Here is a 19,581-nt window from a genome sequence, read left to right as displayed (position 1 = left end):
TCAGGCCTCCGCCGTGATGCGCGGGTCGAGCCGCGCATAGATGAGGTCGACGATGAAGTTCACGGTGATGACGAGCAGCGCCGAGACGAAGACGATGCCAAGCAAGGTATTGAGGTCGCGCTGCACCACAGACTCGTAGGCAAGCCGCCCGAGCCCCGGCAACGAGAACACGCTTTCGACCACCACCGATCCGCCCAGCATGGTGCCGGCCTGCAGCCCGATCAGCGTCACCATCGGCAACAGCGCATTGCGCAGCACGTGCCGCGTCACCACGCGGGTCTCGTCGAGGCCCTTTGCGCGCGCGGTGCGGACGTAATCGAGATTGAGAACCTCCAGCATCGAAGCGCGCATGATACGAAGATAAATGGCGAGAAAGATCAACCCGAGCGTGAGCGTCGGCAGCACCAGATGGCTCGCGATATCGAGCACGCGCCAGATGCCGGTCCGCATCGTCCCGATATCCTCGAAACCGCCGGGCGGAAGCCATTGCAGATAGACCGAGAACACAACAATGGCCATCAGGCCGAACCAGAACGAGGGCGTGGCGTAGAAGATCAGGCCAAGCGTGGAGATCAGCGTATCAGGCCAGCGGTTGACGCCGCGCGCGGCGATCACGCCGAACACCAGGCCGAAGAAGAACGCAAACGACAGCGACGCGGTCATCAAAAGGATCGTCGGCGGCAGCCGTTCCAGGATGACCGAAGCCACCGGCTTGCCGTAGATCGAGGAAAAGCCGAGGTCGAGCCGCACCAGCCGCCAGAGGTAATTGCCGAGCTGGGCCGGGATCGAGAGGTCGAGCCCATAGAATTTGCGCAGCTCCTTGGCGGTCGCGGCATCGCCGCCGCCCATCTGCGCCATCATGGCGTCGACGGTGTCGCCCGGTGCGAACTGCAGCAGCAGGAACACGCCGATCAGGATCAGGATCAAGGTCGGGATCGAGGCGGCAAGCCGCCGCCCCGCAAGGCTCAGAATGCGCATAGACCTATCTTGGCGGATATCGGCTTAAGCCGAAAGCCAAAGATCGTGCCAGCTTGTCGATCCCCAGCGCGGGGTATTGGAATGGTTGCGTGCCTTCGCCGTAATCGTGGTGACGAAAATCTGCTCGATCGGCATCCAGACCGGCAGCTCCGTGTTCACTTCCTTGACGAATTGGGCGTAGAGCGCCTTGCGCTTGGCCGGATCGACTTCGGTTGCTGCATCGTCGATGGTCTTGTCCACATTCTTGTCTTCCCAGCCCCACTGGTTGGTCCAGGGCGCGCCCTTCGGCTGGCCGGAGCGATACCAGACCGTGGTCGAGACCGCGGGATCGTTGCGGTATTGGTGCCAGCCGGTGGCGAGATCGAAGGCGTGCTCGTCATAGACCTGCTTGAGGAAGCCGCCGCCGTCGTTACGCACGATCTCGATGGGGATGCCGATCTCGCCCAGCGACTGCTGGATGAAGGTTGACCACAGCGAGATGTCCTCGCCCCACGGCGCGGGCAACAGCTTTAGCGTGAAGCGCGTGCCGCCGGTGCCTGGCTTGAAGCCGGCTTCATTCAGCAGCGCGGCGGCCTTGGCCTTGTCGTAAGGGTATTGCGGCGTGTTCGGGCCCGGATAGAAATCGGTCGAGGTCGAGGGGATCGGCCCGGTGCCGAGCTTGGCGAAATCGCCGAGAAAGTTTTCGATGAAGAACGGCACGTTGATCGCATGCGCGATCGCACGGCGGACGCGGATGTCGGACAGTTCCTTGCGGCGGAAGTTGAACTCCAGCGTATTGGTCCGCGCGTTGCCCTCATTGCCCTTGGTGGAGACGATGAAGCGCTTGTCCTTGGAAAGCCGCGCCAGGTCCGAGAGCGTTAGGCCCGAGAACGGCGAGTAGTGCAGCTCACCGGCCTCCATCTGCGCGGCCGCCGCAGAGCGGTCGGTGATCACGCGCCAGACGATGCGATCGAGATAGGGCGCGTTCGGGCGCCAGTAATTCTCGTTGCGATCGGCGATGACATATTGCCCGCGCTCATATTTGACGAACTTGAACGGCCCGGTGCCGACCGGCGCGAGGTTGGTCGGGTTCTGGCGGATATCGCCGCTCTCATAGAGATGCTTGGCCGAGACATAGCCGAGGTCGGGCAGGGCGCGGAGCAGCAGGTTCAGCGGCATCGGCCGCTCGTATTTGAAGATCGCGGTCTGGGCATCAGGCGTTTCCACCGCAGTGAGGAAGAGCTGCAGCGTCGATCCGTAATTGAGGATCTTCTTCCACATGTTCATGGCGGTGAATTCGACGTCGGCCGAGGTGAACGGCTTGCCGTCGTGCCAGGTGATACCCTTGCGCAGCTTGAACGTCACCGCCTTGCCGTCGGGGCTCGCTTCCCAGCTTTCGGCGAGCACGCCGACCGGCTGGCCGTTGGCGTCGAGATCGACGAGGTTTTCCTGGATCTTGCCGCCGATGATGTAGACGCCGGTGGAAGCCTGGATGCTCGGATTGAGCTGGCGCTGCTCGGCGCCGTAATGGACGTTGAACACGCCGCCCTTGCGCGGCGTCTCCTGCGCAAAGGCCCGCATCGGATTGATCACGTTGGCCGCGATGGCTGCCGACGTCAGCAGCGCGGTGCGGCGATTGATCTCAAGGCGCGTCAAATCCATGCGAAGTCTCCGAACACGATATTGATGGCAGACCGTTCACGCGTCCGCCTTAGCGGCGATGTTACGATGGAAGGCCAACGCGAGTCATTTTCAAATCAACGCGCAGGGCGGAAAATCCTTCCAGAAAACAACGTGCTTACTGGCCGATCAATCTGCGCATTTTGTCCTGTCGGAAGGCAAATCACGGCTCGCCTCGATAGAGACAGGGACTGGAAAGCAGCCCGGGATTGTCCGGAAATGGGGCGTCTGGGTTCGTTGAATCCCCCTAAAAATAGGCTCCGGACGGCTTCCAATGCCAAAAAACCCCGGAAAAATTGGACGAATCACTGCAACTCGACTAGCGAGATAGTTGTGCAGAATGTCGGAAACCCTGTTTTTTAGGCGGTTTCCGACATATCGTCGCCTGTGCCAGAATCAATGGAGCAACCATGGCCACCCAAATGTCTAAGTCGCAGCTCATCGAGAAGATCGCGACCACCACCGAAGTTTCGAAGAAAGAGGTCAAGAACGTGATGGACACGCTCGTTGACGTCGGCCACAAGGAGCTGAAGAAGAACGGGGTGTTCCTCGTTCCTGGCTTCGCGAAGTTCGTCGTGGTGAAGAAGCCGGCGACCAAGGCTCGGAAGGGCACCAACCCCTTCACGGGCGAGGAAATGATGTTCAAGGCCAAGCCGGCTCGCAAGATCGTCCGGGCCCGCCCGGTCAAGGCCGCCAAGGACGCGGTTTAAGAAAAGCGGAAAGGCCTCCGGCGACGGGGGCCTTTTTGTTTTCTTCACCTCGCCCCGTCGTCCCTGCGAACCGCAGGGACCCCTAGCGTGAGCGCAATGGCGCTCATCGCGACCGCGTGATTTCTCTTGCGGCACCGTGGCAAGACGCCGTCCTTCCAAGCGAAGGCCTGTGGTTATGGGTCCCTGCGTTCGCACTAGGGTTTCTACACGTCTGGCGCGACAGATTGACTCGGTGCGTCATGATGTTATCCCGCTTTGCGGTTTGTATGATTCTGTTTCTGACGCTTTGATTCGAAGGAGCGTCGGAGATGCAGCGAGAGCCGGATTTATCACTTGGCGAGTTTGGCGACGTTCGCCTCGATAAAAGGGGGCGGCGTTTGTTCAGGCTATGCTTTGCACGCGCAGCGTCTGCTTGCGCCAGATGGCGCAGGGTGACTGGGCCGCGTACATGGCGTACTGGCGGTTCGTGAACAATCCGCAAGTCACGACCGATCAACTGATTGAAGGCTGGAGCAGGCAGACGGCGACCGTGGTCAGCGGGCGTCATGTGCTGGCGATCCAGGACACCAGCGAGGTCAAGTTTCAAACGCGGCAGGGACGTCGGCGTAGACTGGGCAAAGTCGGCAAAGGCAATGCCCGCGGCGTGTTGCTGCATGCCATGATGGCGGTCGATGCCGACAGCGGGGCCTGCCTCGGCCTCACCGGCGGCAAGGTGTGGACGCGCAGGGGCACGGTTAAGACCCCTCACGACGAGCGTGAGTTGGCCAACAAGGAATCGGCGCGCTGGGTGACGACGGCCGAGCAGGGCTGCGAGGTTTTGGCTGCAGCGCGCATGATCACTGTCATCAATGACCGTGAGGGGGAGTTCTTTGCGCACTGGGCGTTGACGCCCGGCGACAACGTCCACCTGCTGACGCGGGCCATGCATGATCATGCGCTGGCCGACGGCAGAACACTTTATCAAGCGGTGGAGCGAGCCCGCTTCTGCAACAAGGCGGTGATCGATCTGCCGCAGCGGATGGATCGTCGCGGTCGCCAAGCCCACCTCTCGCTGCGCTTCGGAACCATCGTGCTCAAGCGGCCGGCGCGCCCCGGCGTGAAGGACCTGCCGGAGCGTGTCGAAGTCAGCTTCGTGGAAGTCGTCGAGTTGCACCCCCCGAAGGGGGCTGAGCCCGTTCATTGGCTGCTCTTGACCACTCATTCGATCGCCAATGCGGCCGATGCCTGGCGGATCGTCTCCTGGTACAAGCAGCGCTGGATCATCGAACAGTTGTTTCGCTCGCTGAAGAACCAGGGTCTGCGTATCGAGGACAGTCAGCTCGAAAGCGCCGAAGCCCTGATCAAGCTCGTGGCGATCGCCACTAAAGCAGCATGTATCGTCATTCAGCTCGTTCAGGCCCGCAATGGTGGTGGACAATTGCCGGTCAAATGCGCCTTCACGCCAGAAGAAATCGAAACACTTGCCGCCATCAACAGAACCATGAAAGGCAGGACCGAGCTTCAGAAGAACCCGCATCACCCCTACACTCTTCAGTGGGCGGCATGGATCATCGCCAAGCTCGGCGGATGGACCGGCTACGCCTCGCATCGGCCACCCGGACCAATCACCTTCCACAACGGAATGGCTCGCTTCCAAATCATCGTCGCTGGCAGAGCCCTCGAAAATGCGTAGAAACCCTAGTGCGTGCGCAGGGACGAACGGGGGGAGAGAGTTCGCGCACGTCATCCCGCCACAGGTCGTCATCCCCGCGAAGGCGGGGATCCAGTACGCCGGGAAGCCTGAGTTCGAACTGAAAAGTCGCGGCGCACTGGATCGCTCGGTCCCGGCTACGCCACGGCTTCGCCGAGGCTTTCTCTCTTGCTCGCCGTAGCTTTAGCGGAGGCGGCAAGCCGGGCGATTCGTGGCGTGCTGCTTGACCCATTGATCGCTCATGATCAGTCCGACCAGCAGGGCGTTCACCAGAATATTGTGCTCGCCGCTTTCGCTGGCCATCACCTTGGTCACGCGCGCTCTTGTGCGATGACGAACGCGTGAGCGGCGGAAATACCATCCGGTTTGGCAGGCGCATTCGACAAGGATTTTCCCCGTTTGCCGCCACCGGGAACGGCAATGTTGCTATTTTCGAACGCGCCTTGTGGGGCCCTCCGGCCGCGCCAAGATCAAGCAGAACAACAATGGAGTCCGGGAGACCACCATGGGCCTGCAGCAAGCAAAACTCGAATCGCTTCCCTTCGTCACCGCCGAGCTGAACTATCTCGCGCCGACGCCGGGAAAGCCCCGCACCTACGCTTTCGATCCGCCGCCGGGCGAAGCCAAATCCACCGCGCTGCCCGAACCGCACAACGTCCCGATCTTCGACGCGCGCCTGATCGCCGCCAACCTCTCTTTGGACCGCGAGGGCTTTGCGCTGGTCCGCCATCCCACCATCGTCAGGAATTTCTATGACGATAAGGAAGTGAGGAACGTCTACTATCCCGCCGTGGAAGCTTTCCTGAAGGCGACGCTCAAAGCCGATCGCGTCTTCATCTTCGATCACACCGTACGCAAGCGCGTGGAGGGCGCAGCCGACATCAGGGGCGCTGGCCCACGCCAGCCGGCCACACGCGTCCATGTCGACCAGACCGATAAATCAGGCGCCAACCGCGTGCGCGAACATCTGCCGGATCAGGCTGACGAGCTTCTGAAGGGACGGGTGCAGGTCATCAACGTCTGGCGGCCGATCCGCGGGCCCCTGCGCGACGCGCCGCTGGCAATGTGCGATGGTCAGACGGTCAACGCGAGCGATCTCGTCGCTTCCGACCTGATCTATCCGAACCGCAGTGGCGAAACCTATTCGGTAAAATACAATCCGAACCATCGCTGGTACTACATTCCGGAAATGCGGAGCGACGAGGCGTTGCTGTTGAAGTGCTACGATTCCGCAACCGACGGCCGCACGCGGTTCGGGCCGCATACCGCCTTCATCGATCCGACCACGCCGGCCGATGCGCCGCCGCGCGAGAGCATCGAACTGCGAACGCTGGTGTTCCACAGGACCTGATCGCTGCGAGCGGGCGGATTCGCGTTCTCACCATATTGGTGCTACCTCGCCCCGAAATAATTTTGGGGCGAGACGGCTCATGGACGACGGCAAGAGCGATGGTGCGGATGTCAATTTCCGCGCCCTGATTTTTGCTCTGCTGGCGCTGGCCTGCGGTCACATGCTGTCGACGCTGCTGCGAACCATTCCGGCCATCAGCCTCGACGTGATGGCGGCCGATTTCAAAACGCCCTCGCAGACTCTGGCGAGCCTGACCTCGATCTATCATTTCGCCTTTGCCGCTTCGCAGATTCCGGTCGGCGCAGCGATGGATCGCTTTGGCGTGCGGCCGGTGTCGCTCAGTCTGCTGGCGGGAACAATTATCGGCGCGCTGGCGTCGGGTCTGGCCACCGGGCCGGAGGGCTTTCTGTTCGGCCAATTCCTGCTCGGGGTCGCCACCTCGGGCATGCTGATGTGCCCGATGACGCTGGCGGCGAAACAGATGTCGGCGGCGCGCTTCGGCCTGTGGTCCGGCATCATTCTATCGATCGGCAATATCGGCATGCTGCTGTCGTCGAGCCCGCTGGCCTTCGTTGTCGAACAGTGGGGATGGCGGGCCGGGTTCTGGATCTCCGCGGGTTTCGGCGCCGCCGTGGCGCTCGCGGTGTTCGCAATGGTCCCCAGGCAGCCGGCCGCGCATGCCGACGACTCCTCGCCATTATCGCAAATGACCGAGGTGCTGCGCATCGGCCTGTCGCGACCGCTGCGCGGCCTGATCGCGCTGGCGCTGGTGTCACTCGCGGCCTCGCTGGTGCTGCGCGGACTATGGGGCGGACCGTGGCTGATGGAAGTCAAAGGGCTTGGCCGCATCGAGGCCGGCAACGCGCTCGGCCTGTTCACGCTGGCGCTGATCGCAGGGCCACTGCTGATGGGGATTGTCGATCGCACCATCGGCCATCGCCGCGAAGTTCTGGCCGCCACGCATTCCTTTGCCGCACTGCTGCTCGCCCTCATGGCGGCCGGAGCGCCGCATTATCCGCTTTCCGAGTTGCTGGGCGTAAACGCCGTGCCGGCGCAGGTCGACGCCGGGCTGTTTGTCCTGACCGGCATCGCCATATCGACGCAGCCGCTGCTATTCGGCATGACGCAGCAAATGGCGGGCGCGCAGAATGCCGGCAAGGCGCTATCAGCCGTCAATCTCGCGTTCTTCCTGGGCGCCGCACTGATGCAATCGGCAACCGGCGTGGTCGCGGCGCTGCTGGGCCTGCCCGCGGTGCTGCTGTTCATGGCGGCGGCCTTGATCGTGGGGACCGTGGTGTTCTTGCTGTACACGTAGGATGGGTGGAGCGGAAGCGATACCCATCAATGCCAGCCTCCCGTGTTGTGATGGGTTTCGCAAGGGCTCAACCCATCCTACACTCCAGTGCTGAACAGCTGATAATAACGGGTAACCATGTCCGCCAGGATCGATCCCATCACGCGCTCCGTCGTCCAGCACCGGCTCAGCTCGATCGTGAAAGAGATGGGCGAGGCGATGCTTCGCACCTCCTATTCGCAGATCCTCAATTCCAGCCGCGATTTTTCGCTTGCGATCTGCGACACCGTGGGACGGCTGATTGCGCAGGCCGATCACTTACCGGTTCATGTCGGCGCGCTGCCATGGGCGACGCTCGCGGTCGAGGAACGGTTCAAGGACGTTAAGCCGGGCGACGTGATCCTGCTCAACGACCCCTATTATGGCGGCAGCCATCTGCCTGATTTGACCGCCTTCGTGCCGGTGTTCGACGGTGAGCGGCGGCTGCTCTGGACTATCGTGCGCGCACACCAGAGCGATATCGGCGGCGCTACCCATGGCGCCTATAACCCTGCCGCCACCGAGATCTATCAGGAAGGGCTGCGCGTCCCGCCGATCAAGCTCTATGAAGCGGGCAAACTCCGCGACGATCTGCTTGACCTGCTGGCGCTGAACATCCGTAACCCCAGAGAATTCCGCGGCGATCTTGCGGCCATGCTCGGCGCGGCGCATCTCGGCGAGCGGCGGTTGTCGCGACTGTTCGCCGAATTCGGCGCGCCGGTGGTGGAAGCCGCCGTCGAGGCGATCCTCGACGCCACCGAGCAGCAGACCCGCGCGGTGGTCTCGACCTGGAAGGACGGCGTGTTTTACGGCGAGGCGCTTCTCGACGATGACGGCCACGGCCGTACCGATATCCGCATAGCCGCCAAGGTCACCAAGAACGGCAGCGACGTCGAAGTCGATCTCTCCGATTCCGATCCGCAGTCGACCAGCTTTGTGAACTCCTCGCACGCCAACATGCAGGCCGCAGTGGCGATGGCGTTTGCCTATCTGATCGATGCGGAGATTCCGAAGAACACCGGCGCGCTGCGGCCGCTGAAGGTGATCGCCAAACAGGGCACAGTGGTGTGGGCCGATCCGGGCCGGCCGGTGACGTTGTGCACCAGCCATCCCTCCAATGAAATCGTGGAAGCGATCGTGAAGGCATTGTCGGCGTCCTGCCCGGAGCGCGCGATGGCGGGCTGGAGCCGACGCTTTCGCATCGCGATCCAGGGCGAGGACCCGCGCACCGGAAAGAATTTCATCTGGCACCTGTTCCAGGCGCGGCCCGGCGGCGGCGCGTCGTCCGGCGGCGACGGCTGGTCGTCGATCGGCGAGTGGCACTCGGTCGGCGGGCTGAAGTTCGGCAGCCTGGAGGTCGCCGAAGTGCGCTTTCCCTTGCACTTCCGCACGCATGAATTCCGCCCCGGCTCCGGCGGCGACGGCCAGCATCGCGGCGGCCTCGGCGTCTTGCTCGACCTGGTGCTGGAGACGGAAAAGCCCGCAAAAGGCAATACCGCCGGCGACGGCGCGCGACACGGTCCGTGCGGCATGCTCGGCGGTGAGGACGGCAAGCCGCATCACTATCGTCTACTCTCCGAGGGGTGTGAGCCCCGCGTGCTGCGTACCAAGGAGGTCGGTATCGAACTGCGCCCCGGCGATTGCCTCGAAATCCGCTCTTCCGGCGGCGGCGGGTGGGGGCCGCCCGCGAAACGATCGGCGGAGGCACGTCGGCGCGACCGCGAGCAGGGCCTGACCGAAGTCGCGGCGGAGCAGGCGTCCTCATGATGTTCAGGATAGGCGTTGACGTCGGCGGGACCTACACCGATCTCGTGGCCACGGACGAGACCGGCCGCACCGTGTTTGCAAAATCACCATCGACCCCGGCGGATCAGTCGCTCGGCGTGATGGCGGGGCTGGAAGAATTGGCGCGGCGGCTGAACGTCACGCGCGCGGACATGCTCGCGGCTACCGACCGCCTCGTGCACGGTACGACGGTTGCGACCAATGCCCTGCTGGAGCGTAAGGGCGCAAAAGTCGCGCTGATTACCACTAGAGGCCATCGCGACGTCATCGAGATGCGCGAAGGCTTGAAACCCGACCGCTACGATCTACGCTCGCCGCCGCCGGCGCCGCTGGCGCCGCGCGATTTGCGCTTCGGCGTCAAGGAGCGGCTCAAGGCCGACGGCAGCGTCCTCATTCCGCTCGATGCGAAATCGCTCGACGATGCGATTGCCGGCATCAGGCAGTCGGGCGCGACCTCGGTCGCGGTGTGCTTTCTGCACTCCTATCTCAATCCCGTCCACGAACTCGCCGCCGTCGAGCGCTTGAGGCAGGCGCTGCCAGATATCAGCATCTCTTGCTCCAGCGACGTGCTGCCGCAGATCAAGGAATATGAGCGCGTCTCGACCACGATCGTGAACGCCTATGTCGAGCCGATCGTGCGGCGCTATCTGACCAACCTCGAAGCGCGGCTCGGCGAGGCCGGCTTCAAGGGCAGTCTCTTTGTCGTGCTGTCGCATGGCGGCATGGCGCCGGTCGAGGAAGCTTCGCGCCTTGCCGCGGGCACGGTGCTGTCAGGCCCCGCGGGCGGCATGTCCGGCGGACGGCGCTGTTCTGACTTGGTCGGCATTCCCGATCTGGTGCCGTTCGACATGGGCGGCACCTCCACCGATATCTCGCTGATTTCAGGGGGGCAGGTCTCGCTCTCCGTCGACGGCATGCTGGCCGGCCAGCGTATCGCGCTGCGCAGCCTCGATATCGCGAGCATCGCCGCGGGCGGCGGCTCGATCGCGAGCGTCGATGCCAGCCGCACGCTCCGCGTGGGGCCGGAAAGCGCGGGCTCGGTGCCTGGCCCGGCCTGTTACGGCAATGGCGGCGAGGCCGCCACCGTGACCGACGCCAATGTCGTGCTCGGCTATCTCGATGCCGCCGCCTTCATGGGCGGCAAGCGCCCGCTCGACCGCGCGGCGTCGGAGGCGGCCGTCGACCGCATCGCGGCCGCGATGGAGCTGTCGCGCGTCGAGGCCGCCGCCGGCATCTACCGCATGATCAACCTGAACATGGCCGACGGCATCCGCCTGATGACGCTGCGCCGCGGCGTCGATCCGCGAAAGTTTGCGCTGTTGAGTTTCGGCGGCGCGGCGGGCCTGCACGCGGCGGAGGTCGCTCGCGAGCTCGAGATCAAGCGCATCATCGTGCCGACGGTGGCGTCCGTGTTGTCGGCCTGGGGCATGCTGACCAGCGATCTCCGCTACGAAGTCAGCCGCACGCACTATGGCGCCGGCGCGCGCATCTCCGCCGATGAAGTGCGCGAGCTGTTTGCCGGGCTGGAGCAGCAAGCTGCCGGCCGGCTGCGCTCGTGGTTCAATGGTCCGATTGCAATCGAGCGCTCCGCCGAAATGCGCTACGGCGAACAGATTTTTGAAATCGACGTCTCGCTCGACGGCCTCGACTGGAACGCCGCCGATCTCGTCGAGCAGATCGAAGATCGTTTCCATGTCAGGCACGAGGAGCTCTACACCTATGCCTCGCGTGGCCAGGAGGTCGTCTTCGTCAACGCCCGCGTCGCGGCGATCGGCGAAGTCCAACGACAAGACGAAAGCGCACGCGAGGCCGCATCCTCCAGCACCTGTTCGCCGCATAGCCGGCGGCAAGCCTTCTTCGGCGGCTGGCGCGAAGTCCCGGTCTACGCCCTCGACGAACTGCGTCCCGGCCACACGCTGATGGGACCTGCGATCATCGAAGCCGAGACCACGACCGTGCTGGTCGACACTGGCGACCGCGTCACGGTCAATCCGTTGGGCTGGCTGGATATCGCGCTACGCTGACACCGTGATCGTAGGATGGGTGGAGCGAAGCGATACCCATCATCTTTTGTATCCTTTGTGCAGCGCAATTGATGGGTATCGCTTCGCTCCACCCATCCTACAGACTCAATCGGTGCATTACCGATTTCGGCCCCTACACGGCCAATCTCGACCATGTATACGGCCAAGACCCAACTCGTTCGCCAGCCACAACGGAACCGTTGCCTCTTGAGGCCCCTCGCGTATCACGGGCACTACGGGCCCGCCGCATGGATCGACCCGGTCGTCCTCAGGGCGATAACGATATCGTGGAACGATATTGTAATCCCAGTAGGGAGCTGGCCTTACGACGGGCACCCTGATGATGGGCCTTTCCCGTGGTTCACGAACGACTTGGGCCGTCTGCGCATGCGCTGCGGTACCAAACGTGCCCAGGTTACCCAGGACCAGGGCCGTTCCCAGAGCTACGATCGTTATCCTCATGCCTCGACCTCCTTGCCACACACTGCTTAGACGCAACTTGGATATCCAGCGATGTTCGAATTCGTGCCGCTGCAGCGGCATATCGGACATCAAACACGCCTGAATCGCAACGTCTCATTTTATGAAGACTGGCGACCCATTTGGCGTGGCAATGCCGCGCCGCCAACATTTCATTTTAACAACCTGAACTCCCGCGCTATCATCGCCATCGCTGGATGGCGTCACGAGCTCTGAACAGCTCGCGTTCGAGGGCCGCGTTGATGAAAACAAGAATAAAATGGCTGTCACCAGCCTTCTTCGCATTGTTCTTGGCATCGATACTGGCCGCCCTGCAGCCGGCCCAAGCTGCCGGCGTGACCGACACCGAAATCCGCATCGGCAACATCATGCCTTACACAGGCCCGCTTGCCGCGTTCGCTTCGATCGGAAGGGCGGAGGCCGCCTATTTCGATATGATCAACGAGCGCGGCGGCATCAACGGGCGCAAGATCAGGTTCATCTCCCGCGACGACAGCTCCAATCCGAGAACGGCGGTCGAGCATACCCGCGAGCTGGTCGAACAGGAGCGCGTGCACCTGATGTTCGGGTCGTTCGGCACGCCGACCAATCTGGCGACGCGAACCTATCTCAACGAGAGAAACATCCCGCAGCTCTTCGTCGCCTCCGGCGACGAGGAGTGGGCGCATCCGAAGCGGTTTCCCTGGACGATGGGCTGGCAGCCGACATTCCGCTCCGAAGGCCGGATCTACGCCAACTACATTCAAGCCGCCTATCCGAGCCGGAAGATCGCCGTGCTCTGGCAGAACGATCAGTTCGGCCGCGATCTGTTCCGGGGATTGCAGGAGGGGCTCGGCATCACCGCCAACATGATCGTTGCGGATATCGCCATTGATGCTGATATGTCGATCGATACCCAGGTCGACATCCTCAAGAACTCGGGCGCTGAAGTGCTCGTGCTCAACTGCGCACCGCCGATCTCGGCGCGTGCCATTCGTAGAGCGGCCGAACTGGGCTGGCATCCAGTATTGTTGCTGGTCAATGCGGCGGCTTCGATCGCAAACGCGCTGAGGCCGGCAGGCCTTCAGAATTCCGTCGGTGTGATCTCCACCTCGTTTCTGAAGGACGCCAGCGACACCACTTGGAAGGATGACCCCGCCATCAAGGAATGGCTCGCGTTCATGGACAAGTATTATCCTGACGGCGACAAGGAGGATGGCAATGCCATCTTCGGCTACGCAGCGGCCGAGACGTTGGTCCAGGTGTTGACCCAGTGCGGGGACGACCTGTCGCGCGAGAACATCATGCGGCAGGCAGCGTCCTTGCGGAATTACCAGAGCACGGTTGCATTTCCGGGAATAGCGATCAACACCGGACCGGCCGACTTCCATCCGATCGAGCAGATGCGGCTGGTGCAGTTCGACGGTAATTCGTGGCAGCCGATTGGCGATGTGATCGAGAGCGCGTTCCTCGGCGTGGCTGGCGATAAGTGAACGGCGACCATGTAGGATGGGTGGAGCGAAGCGATACCCATCGAGTCTTGCGCTGCGGCGATGGGTATCGCTGCGCTCCACCCATCCTACGAGATATCAGCTCACGGCCTCTTCTGCCCGTAATTCAGCAGCCCGCCCTTGCTCTTCGGCGAATGGGCGCGCAGGCCTTCCTCGTTGGGCTCGGTGCCCCAGCCCGGACGGTCCGGCATCACCAGATGGCCATCGACGATTTCGGGCACGTGGGTAAACAGTTCATGGTCCCACGCCAGGCGGTCGATATCGGTTTCCATGATGCGCAAGTTCGGCACCGCGGCCGAGAAATGTGCGTTCATCATGGTGCAGAGGTGGCCGTAGAAATTATGCGGGGCGACGTTGACCTCGAAATGCTCGGCGGCGGCGGCGATCTTCATCGATTGCCACACCCCGTTCCAGGGCGTGTCGACGATGGCGACGTCCATCGCCTGTTCGTTGAAATAGGGCAGGAACTCGCGCAGCCCCAACAGCGTCTCGCAGGATGAGACCGGATGCGGGCTCTGGCGGCGGATGTAGCCCAGCGCCTGCGGGTTGAAGGTGTCGATCTCCACCCAGAACAGATCCATGTCCTTGATGGCGCGCAGTATCTTGAGGTAGCCCTCGGTCTTGGCATTGAAATTGAGGTCGAGCAGCAGATCGACATCGGGGCCGGCGCCGTCGCGGATGGCCTCCAGATGCATGCAGAGATTGCGCAGCACCTTGCGATCGACATTGATCTCGGGTTCGAACGGCGAACCAAAGCCCGGCCGCCAGCCCTGCGGCTTGCCATCGGTGTAGACGAAGATGTTGGTCTTCATCGCCGTAAAACCTTTTTCGCGTACCTCGCGGCCGATCGATTTCACGCCATCGAGATCGGTAATGGCCGGCTTGAACCAATCAGGATGGTTGATGCGCCAGGTCGCGCAGTGCGACCAGTAGACCCGGATGCGGTCGCGGATCTTGCCGCCGAGCAGTTCGTAGCAGGGCACGCCGAGCGCCTTGGCCTTGACGTCGAGCAGCGCGTTCTCGAGCGCCCCAAGCGCCAGCGCCACCACGCCGCCGGCGGCCGGGCGCGTCGCGGCGAACAGCTCCGCGTAGATACGCTCGTGCTGGAACGCGTTCTTGCCGATGACTCGCGCGCCAAGCCGCTCGATCGCCGCCGTCACGCCGGGCGCCCCAAAACCCTCGTCGTATTCGCTCCAGCCGACGATGCCGTCCTCGGTCATGATCTTGACGAAGTGGTAGTTCCGCCATCCGGCGTCGCAGGCCAGCGTTTCGACGCTTCTAACGGTGGTGGCTTTTTTCATGATTTCCTGCCCCGGGCTTGTTGTTGTAGTTGGCCGATAACAACAATGGATCGGTGGGGAGGTCAATCGCAGGGCAGCGCATAAGGCAGAGCGCGGCCTGCATGGTTTGCCGACGAAGCATCGTCTCCGCTTCTTCGTCATGGCCGGGCTTGACCCGGCCATCCACGTCTTACTTCGCTTTGGCTAAGCTCGTGGCGAAAACAACGTCGGCTTCCGCCGCTCGAACACCTGCCGCCCGTTCTTGAATCCCATCAGCACATCAGGCAATTCCGCAATCGCGTTCGTCCCGCTGTCTGTATCGAGAATGATCAGGTCCGCCGGATTGCCCACCGCGATGCCATAGTCCCTCAAATTCATCAGCCGCGCCGGCAGCTCGGTCACGAGATCGAGGCAGGCGTCGAAATCGCTGATCCCGGCATGCGCGACATTGGCATAGAAATTCGCCATCCGCAGCAGCGAGGCGTCGCCGAACGGCGTGAAGGGATTGAGCACATTGTTGGTCGCGACCGAACAGAGAACGCCATCTTCAACCAACTTGTGCGCCACCGTCAGCCCACGCGGTGCGTTATGCGTGGCGTCGCGGCCCATCAGATAGAGATCGGTCGCGGGCAGCACGGTGACTGCGACGCCGGATTTCGCCAGCCGCGCGGTTGCGGCCTTCAGCCGGTCCGGCGGCAGCGCCGATAATTTGGTGGCGTGACCGATCGCGACGCGGCCCTGATAGTTACGCCGCTCCGTCTGCTGGCAGACCTCGTCGAGATGCCACCAGGACGGATCGAGATCGAAGTCGAGGTGCAGATCGACGTCGACATCGAATTGCTGCGCGAGGTCGAAAATCTTTTCGAGATGCGCGTTCGGATCGGTGTCCATATAGGGGCAGCCGCCGATCACCTCACCGCCGTCGCGCAAGGCCGCAATGAGCAGTTCCTCGGCGCCGGGATCGTTGGTCAGGCCCTCCTGCGGAAACACGCAGATCGAAAGATCGAGCGCCCAGGCATAATCGCGCTTGAGCGCTTTCACCGCCTCAAAACCGCGCAAGCCGATGCGCGGATCGATTTCGACATGGGTTCGCATCCGCGTCGTGCCGTGCACGATGGCGCGCTCGATCACCCGCGCGCCGCGGGTGTAGACGTCTTCCACCGTGAAATCGCGCTTCATCGCGGCGACCGCGGCAATCGCTTCGCTGACGCTGCCGTGGTTATGCCCGCAGCGGCCGAGCAGGCAGGCCTTGTCGAGATGAATATGCGTGTCGACGAAGCCGGGCAGGGCCAATCTGCCGCCGACCTCGATCTCAGCCGCTTCGCAGACAAGCCGGGGTTCGATGGCCACGATACGCCCGCCGGCGATGCCGATATCGACAGGCGTCGCCGAGGTTCGCGTCCTGGCGTTGCGGAAGATCAGGTCAAAGGCGGTTTTCGTGTTCATCAGGCGTCGCGCTGGAGAAGATCTCAACCTATCGGAAGCGGGGGCGCAGGGCAGCCCCAGATTGTGTGCAATTGGAAGGCTGAACTGTTCAAAATATGTGCATGCAGTTTGCGGGCTGGACTGTAGTATCCCCGGCATCAGGAGAAGCCGCCATGTCTGTCGCCGCGAAAGCCGAAGTGAAGGGAATGTCCGATGCCGAGGTGGTCGAGGCCTATCTCACGGCATCGATGATCCCGGATCCCGATGCGGCCGCGGCCTACATGAAGCCGGGCACGATCATCACCTTCACCGGCGGACGCGAGTTCGATCATCCGCGCGGGCCGACCGGCTTCAACGCGAAACGCTATCGCTGGGTCAAGAAGAAGATGGACCGCTTCGACGTCTGCCCGGGCGCCGAGGAGACCGTCGTCTACAGCATCGGCACGCTGTATGGCGAATGGCTCGACGGCACGCCGTTCGAAGGCAATCGCTACGTCGATCGTTTCGTGGTCAGGGGCGGGCAGATCGTGAAGATGGACGTCTGGAACGACAGCGCCGAGCGGATTTTGGTGCAGATGGGGATTGAGGCTTGAGGTTCGGGGCTTTCATCTTCGAGACGCGCGCTAAGCGCGCTCCTCAGGATGAGGTCCTAGACTTTCAAGATGAGGTCTTGGACCCTCATGGTGAGGAGCGCGGCAACGCCGCGCGTCTCGAACCACGAGGCCACCGGCGATTGCTGCGGGCGGTAGACCTACCTCGCCCGCACCACCTTCGGCAGCTTCACCACCCGCTCACTTTCGCCTTCCTCGGCATACGGCGCCAGAATATCCAGCAAATCGCGGCCGCGCGGCGGGGCGGGGGCCACCAGCGCGCGGCTGGCCACGGAATCCAGATGGCTGTGCATCAGGGTCATCACCTTGGCCTCGTCGCCTTTGACCAAGGCGGCGATGATCGCGCGGTGCTCGTTGATGGCGCATTCCGAGGAGTGCGGCCGGCTGTAGAGCGATAGCGTCAGGCAGCAGCGATAGGCGACCTCGCTGACGTAACGCACCAGGATCGGACTGTTCGTCATGTTGGCGAGCAGGATGTGGAATTCCGTCGCGAGGCGAATCGACACCGCATCCGAGCCGTCGCGCGCGCGGCCCTCGGCATCGACATGGGCGTTGAGCTCGGCAATCTGGTTCTTGGTCAGCTTGCCGGCGAGTTGCCGCACCACCAGGCGCTCGAGTTCGATCCGGATATCGAAGGCATCGCGCGCTTCCTGCCAGCTTGGGGTCGCCACCACCGCAATCCGGTTGCGGCGCAGCTCGACGAGGCCTTCCGCGGCCAATTGGCCCAGCGCGTGGCGAGCGATGGTGCGGCTGACGCCGAACCGCTCGCCGAGCGAATCCTCCGGCAATTTCGCGCCGGGCGCCAGCGCCTGCTCGATGATGGCGCGGCGCAGCGCGCGGCAGATCACGCCGACCTTGTCGGATGGGACAACGGTTTTGCTGGCGGGGCGGGGCGCCATCGGCGAATCCTGACGGGTGCTTCGAATGGGTCCTCTTATCACAATTGCCGACTGATTGTGCGCCTCAATTGCATGCACTTTGAAGGTGGAATTGCACAAAAGGAATCCGGCGGATCGGGCGGCAAACCGCGGGTCCCTTGATTTCACAGGCAAGTTTGGCTGGCATCCGGCTTGCATGCACTTCCAGCCATGATGCGCATGCAACCACATTCCGAATTTCGGGGCACGCCGGTTCCGGGCTCCGCCGTTCCGATCGCGATCGAACTGTCGGAGGCTTCCGTCACCTTCGGCCGCGGCCCCCGCGCGGTGCCGGCCCTCTCCACGACAAGCTTGCGGATCGCCGATGGCGAGTTTGTCGCCCTCGTCGGGCCGTCCGGCTGCGGCAAGTCGACGATCCTGCGGCTGGTGAGCGGCCTGGTGCAGCCGACATCGGGCGTCGTCATTGTCGGCGGCCGGGAAGTCGCCGCCCGCGCCTTGCGCGTCGGCATGGCGTTCCAGAATCCGACCATGCTGCCCTGGATGTCGATCGAGCGGAACATCATGCTGCCGCTCAAGATCGTCGAGCCGTTTCGCTCGCAATTCCGAAAGCTGCGCAAGACCGAATTCCGCGACAAGGCCAATGCGCTGCTCGAGCAGGTCGGCCTCAAGGGGTTCGGCAACCGCTACCCCTGGCAACTCTCCGGCGGCATGCTTCAGCGCGCCAATCTCTGCCGCGCGCTGATCCACGAGCCGCGCATGCTGCTGCTCGATGAGCCCTTCGGCGCACTCGACCAGTTCACGCGGGAAGAGCTGTGGTCGATCCTTCAGGATCTCTGGATCGCGCACAAGCCGACCGTGCTCTTGGTGACGCATGACCTGCGCGAGGCCGCATTCCTCGGCAGCCGCATCTGCGTGATGAGCGCGCGGCCCGGCCGCATCCTCGACGACAGCCGGGTCGACTTCGCCCGGCCACGCACGGTTGCGATGACGTTCGAGCCGGATTTCGTGGCGCTGAACCAGAAGCTGCGCGCCTTCATCGTCGATGCCCGAACGGCATCCGCGCAGGGAGCAGCCTGATATGCCCGAGCTCGATTATCGCCAAAAAGCCTGGTCGGCGGCACTGATCGTGCTGTTCTTCGTCGCCTGGGAATTGTTCTGCCTGATATCAGGCATGTCTGACCTGGTGTTGCCGCGCCCCTCGCAAGTATTCGTCACCCTCGTCGAGAAATTCCCCATCCTGTGGCCGCACATCCTGCAGACGTTGGCGACGACGATGATCGGGTTTGTTCTTGGCGTCGGCCTCGGCGTCGTATTGGGCGCGGTGATCGGTGTCTCGAAAACCGCGTATGACACGGCCTATCCGCTGCTGGTTGGATTTTCCTCGATCCCGAAGGTCGCCGTGGTGCCGATCTTCGTGCTGTGGTTCGGCTCCGGCTCGGTGCCGGCGGTGTTGACCGCGCTCTCGATCTGCTTCTTCCCGATCGTGGTCAACATCGCGACGGGACTGGCGACGACCGAACCTGAACTCGAAGACGTGCTGAAAGCACTCGGCGCCAGCAAGTTCGACATCCTCTGGAACGTCGGCTTGCCCCGCACCATGCCGTTCTTTTTTGCCTCGCTGAAGGTCGCGATCTCCTACGCCTTCGTCGGCGCGGTGCTGTCGGAGACCGTGGCGTCCAACCGCGGCATCGGCAACGTCATGATGACCGCGTCCTCGAATTTCAACGTGCCGCTGGTGTTCGCCGGCTTGTTCGTGCTCGCCGGCCTCGGCGTCGCGCTCTACGTGATCTTCTCGGTAATCGAGGGCCGCGTCACCGGCTGGGCCACCCGCAAGAACGACATGATCGCGACATGAAAGCTTTCGCCAACCGCCATCCAACCCTTATC

Annotated in this window: 17 protein-coding genes; 11 read left to right on the top strand and 6 right to left on the bottom strand. The window is 62.9% G+C overall.

Annotated features, from left to right (window positions below):
• Positions 1–978: an ABC transporter permease gene (locus tag V1277_RS05225; RefSeq protein ID WP_334415277.1), complete on the bottom strand. Its 978-nt coding sequence runs from the start codon at positions 976–978 to the stop codon at positions 1–3.
• Between the two features lie 24 nt (positions 979–1,002).
• Positions 1,003–2,619 (bottom strand): ABC transporter substrate-binding protein, encoded by a 1,617-nt coding sequence (locus tag V1277_RS05220; protein ID WP_334415276.1) that lies wholly within the window; start codon positions 2,617–2,619, stop codon positions 1,003–1,005.
• Between the two features lie 428 nt (positions 2,620–3,047).
• Between V1277_RS05220 and V1277_RS05215 the strand changes: the two genes are divergently transcribed.
• Both V1277_RS05215 and V1277_RS05210 read left to right on the top strand, forming a co-directional pair.
• A complete protein-coding gene (locus tag V1277_RS05215) occupies positions 3,048–3,347 on the top strand; it encodes an HU family DNA-binding protein (protein WP_057851696.1) in 300 nt (99 codons plus the stop codon).
• Positions 3,348–3,735: 388 nt separating this feature from the next.
• Positions 3,736–5,019: an IS4 family transposase gene (locus V1277_RS05210; RefSeq protein WP_334414870.1), complete on the top strand. Its 1,284-nt coding sequence runs from the start codon at positions 3,736–3,738 to the stop codon at positions 5,017–5,019.
• A gap of 201 nt (positions 5,020–5,220) precedes the next feature.
• Here the strand turns inward: V1277_RS05210 and V1277_RS05205 are convergent, their stop codons facing one another.
• A complete protein-coding gene (locus V1277_RS05205) occupies positions 5,221–5,352 on the bottom strand; it encodes a hypothetical protein (RefSeq protein ID WP_334415275.1) in 132 nt (43 codons plus the stop codon).
• Between the two features lie 190 nt (positions 5,353–5,542).
• Here V1277_RS05205 and V1277_RS05200 point away from each other — a divergent pair, with 190 nt between their 5' ends.
• The 6 genes from V1277_RS05200 (at position 5,543) to V1277_RS05175 (ending at position 13,482) form a co-directional block, all read left to right on the top strand.
• Positions 5,543–6,388 (top strand): CmcJ/NvfI family oxidoreductase, encoded by an 846-nt coding sequence (locus V1277_RS05200; RefSeq protein ID WP_334415274.1) that lies wholly within the window; start codon positions 5,543–5,545, stop codon positions 6,386–6,388.
• A gap of 79 nt (positions 6,389–6,467) precedes the next feature.
• Positions 6,468–7,703 (top strand): MFS transporter, encoded by a 1,236-nt coding sequence (locus V1277_RS05195; RefSeq protein ID WP_334415273.1) that lies wholly within the window; start codon positions 6,468–6,470, stop codon positions 7,701–7,703.
• A gap of 117 nt (positions 7,704–7,820) precedes the next feature.
• Positions 7,821–9,488: a hydantoinase B/oxoprolinase family protein gene (locus tag V1277_RS05190; RefSeq protein WP_334415272.1), complete on the top strand. Its 1,668-nt coding sequence runs from the start codon at positions 7,821–7,823 to the stop codon at positions 9,486–9,488.
• Positions 9,485–11,530, top strand: coding sequence for a hydantoinase/oxoprolinase family protein (locus tag V1277_RS05185; RefSeq protein WP_334415270.1), 2,046 nt, complete (start codon positions 9,485–9,487; stop codon positions 11,528–11,530). Before V1277_RS05190 ends, V1277_RS05185 begins: the two co-directional genes overlap by 4 nt.
• A gap of 513 nt (positions 11,531–12,043) precedes the next feature.
• Positions 12,044–12,226, top strand: a complete 183-nt coding sequence (locus tag V1277_RS05180) for a hypothetical protein (RefSeq protein WP_334415269.1) — start codon at positions 12,044–12,046, stop codon at positions 12,224–12,226.
• 26 nt (positions 12,227–12,252) lie between these two features.
• Positions 12,253–13,482: an ABC transporter substrate-binding protein gene (locus V1277_RS05175; protein WP_334415268.1), complete on the top strand. Its 1,230-nt coding sequence runs from the start codon at positions 12,253–12,255 to the stop codon at positions 13,480–13,482.
• A 101-nt stretch (positions 13,483–13,583) separates the two neighbouring features.
• On the opposite strand, the gene V1277_RS05170 is transcribed toward V1277_RS05175, so the two are convergent.
• Together V1277_RS05170 and V1277_RS05165 are read right to left on the bottom strand one after the other, a co-directional pair.
• Positions 13,584–14,801: a mandelate racemase/muconate lactonizing enzyme family protein gene (locus V1277_RS05170; protein ID WP_334415267.1), complete on the bottom strand. Its 1,218-nt coding sequence runs from the start codon at positions 14,799–14,801 to the stop codon at positions 13,584–13,586.
• Between the two features lie 183 nt (positions 14,802–14,984).
• Positions 14,985–16,226, bottom strand: coding sequence for an amidohydrolase family protein (locus tag V1277_RS05165; RefSeq protein WP_334415266.1), 1,242 nt, complete (start codon positions 16,224–16,226; stop codon positions 14,985–14,987).
• A gap of 152 nt (positions 16,227–16,378) precedes the next feature.
• On the opposite strand from V1277_RS05165, the gene V1277_RS05160 reads away from it, so the two are divergent.
• Positions 16,379–16,798, top strand: coding sequence for a nuclear transport factor 2 family protein (locus V1277_RS05160; protein ID WP_334415265.1), 420 nt, complete (start codon positions 16,379–16,381; stop codon positions 16,796–16,798).
• Between the two features lie 158 nt (positions 16,799–16,956).
• Here the strand turns inward: V1277_RS05160 and V1277_RS05155 are convergent, their stop codons facing one another.
• Entirely contained in the window at positions 16,957–17,715 is a 759-nt protein-coding gene (locus V1277_RS05155) for a GntR family transcriptional regulator (protein WP_334415264.1), read from the bottom strand.
• Positions 17,716–17,907: 192 nt separating this feature from the next.
• Between V1277_RS05155 and V1277_RS05150 the strand changes: the two genes are divergently transcribed.
• Both V1277_RS05150 and V1277_RS05145 read left to right on the top strand, forming a co-directional pair.
• Positions 17,908–18,771, top strand: coding sequence for an ABC transporter ATP-binding protein (locus V1277_RS05150; RefSeq protein ID WP_442894449.1), 864 nt, complete (start codon positions 17,908–17,910; stop codon positions 18,769–18,771).
• A 1-nt stretch (position 18,772) separates the two neighbouring features.
• The gene (locus tag V1277_RS05145; protein WP_065748799.1) at positions 18,773–19,549 is read left to right on the top strand and encodes an ABC transporter permease; all 777 of its coding nucleotides are present in this window, start codon (positions 18,773–18,775) and stop codon (positions 19,547–19,549) included.
• Positions 19,550–19,581 lie beyond the last annotated feature (32 nt).

Source organism: Bradyrhizobium sp. AZCC 1588, from assembly GCF_036924735.1.
Classification (GTDB): domain Bacteria; phylum Pseudomonadota; class Alphaproteobacteria; order Rhizobiales; family Xanthobacteraceae; genus Bradyrhizobium.
This window is presented reverse-complemented; position numbering and strand designations above follow the sequence as displayed.

What these genes read in the sequence shown, in the direction of transcription:
- V1277_RS05225 (WP_334415277.1), bottom strand. Translation starts at nt 978, where the DNA reads ATGCGCATTCTGAGCCTTGCGGGGCGGCGGCTTGCCGCCTCGATCCCG.
- V1277_RS05220 (WP_334415276.1), bottom strand. Translation starts at nt 2,619, where the DNA reads ATGGATTTGACGCGCCTTGAGATCAATCGCCGCACCGCGCTGCTGACG.
- V1277_RS05215 (WP_057851696.1), top strand. Translation starts at nt 3,048, where the DNA reads ATGGCCACCCAAATGTCTAAGTCGCAGCTCATCGAGAAGATCGCGACC.
- V1277_RS05210 (WP_334414870.1), top strand. Translation starts at nt 3,736, where the DNA reads ATGCTTTGCACGCGCAGCGTCTGCTTGCGCCAGATGGCGCAGGGTGAC.
- V1277_RS05200 (WP_334415274.1), top strand. Translation starts at nt 5,543, where the DNA reads ATGGGCCTGCAGCAAGCAAAACTCGAATCGCTTCCCTTCGTCACCGCC.
- V1277_RS05195 (WP_334415273.1), top strand. Translation starts at nt 6,468, where the DNA reads ATGGACGACGGCAAGAGCGATGGTGCGGATGTCAATTTCCGCGCCCTG.
- V1277_RS05190 (WP_334415272.1), top strand. Translation starts at nt 7,821, where the DNA reads ATGTCCGCCAGGATCGATCCCATCACGCGCTCCGTCGTCCAGCACCGG.
- V1277_RS05185 (WP_334415270.1), top strand. Translation starts at nt 9,485, where the DNA reads ATGATGTTCAGGATAGGCGTTGACGTCGGCGGGACCTACACCGATCTC.
- V1277_RS05180 (WP_334415269.1), top strand. Translation starts at nt 12,044, where the DNA reads ATGTTCGAATTCGTGCCGCTGCAGCGGCATATCGGACATCAAACACGC.
- V1277_RS05175 (WP_334415268.1), top strand. Translation starts at nt 12,253, where the DNA reads ATGAAAACAAGAATAAAATGGCTGTCACCAGCCTTCTTCGCATTGTTC.
- V1277_RS05170 (WP_334415267.1), bottom strand. Translation starts at nt 14,801, where the DNA reads ATGAAAAAAGCCACCACCGTTAGAAGCGTCGAAACGCTGGCCTGCGAC.
- V1277_RS05165 (WP_334415266.1), bottom strand. Translation starts at nt 16,226, where the DNA reads ATGAACACGAAAACCGCCTTTGACCTGATCTTCCGCAACGCCAGGACG.
- V1277_RS05160 (WP_334415265.1), top strand. Translation starts at nt 16,379, where the DNA reads ATGTCTGTCGCCGCGAAAGCCGAAGTGAAGGGAATGTCCGATGCCGAG.
- V1277_RS05155 (WP_334415264.1), bottom strand. Translation starts at nt 17,715, where the DNA reads ATGGCGCCCCGCCCCGCCAGCAAAACCGTTGTCCCATCCGACAAGGTC.
- V1277_RS05150 (WP_442894449.1), top strand. Translation starts at nt 17,908, where the DNA reads ATGCGCATGCAACCACATTCCGAATTTCGGGGCACGCCGGTTCCGGGC.
- V1277_RS05145 (WP_065748799.1), top strand. Translation starts at nt 18,773, where the DNA reads ATGCCCGAGCTCGATTATCGCCAAAAAGCCTGGTCGGCGGCACTGATC.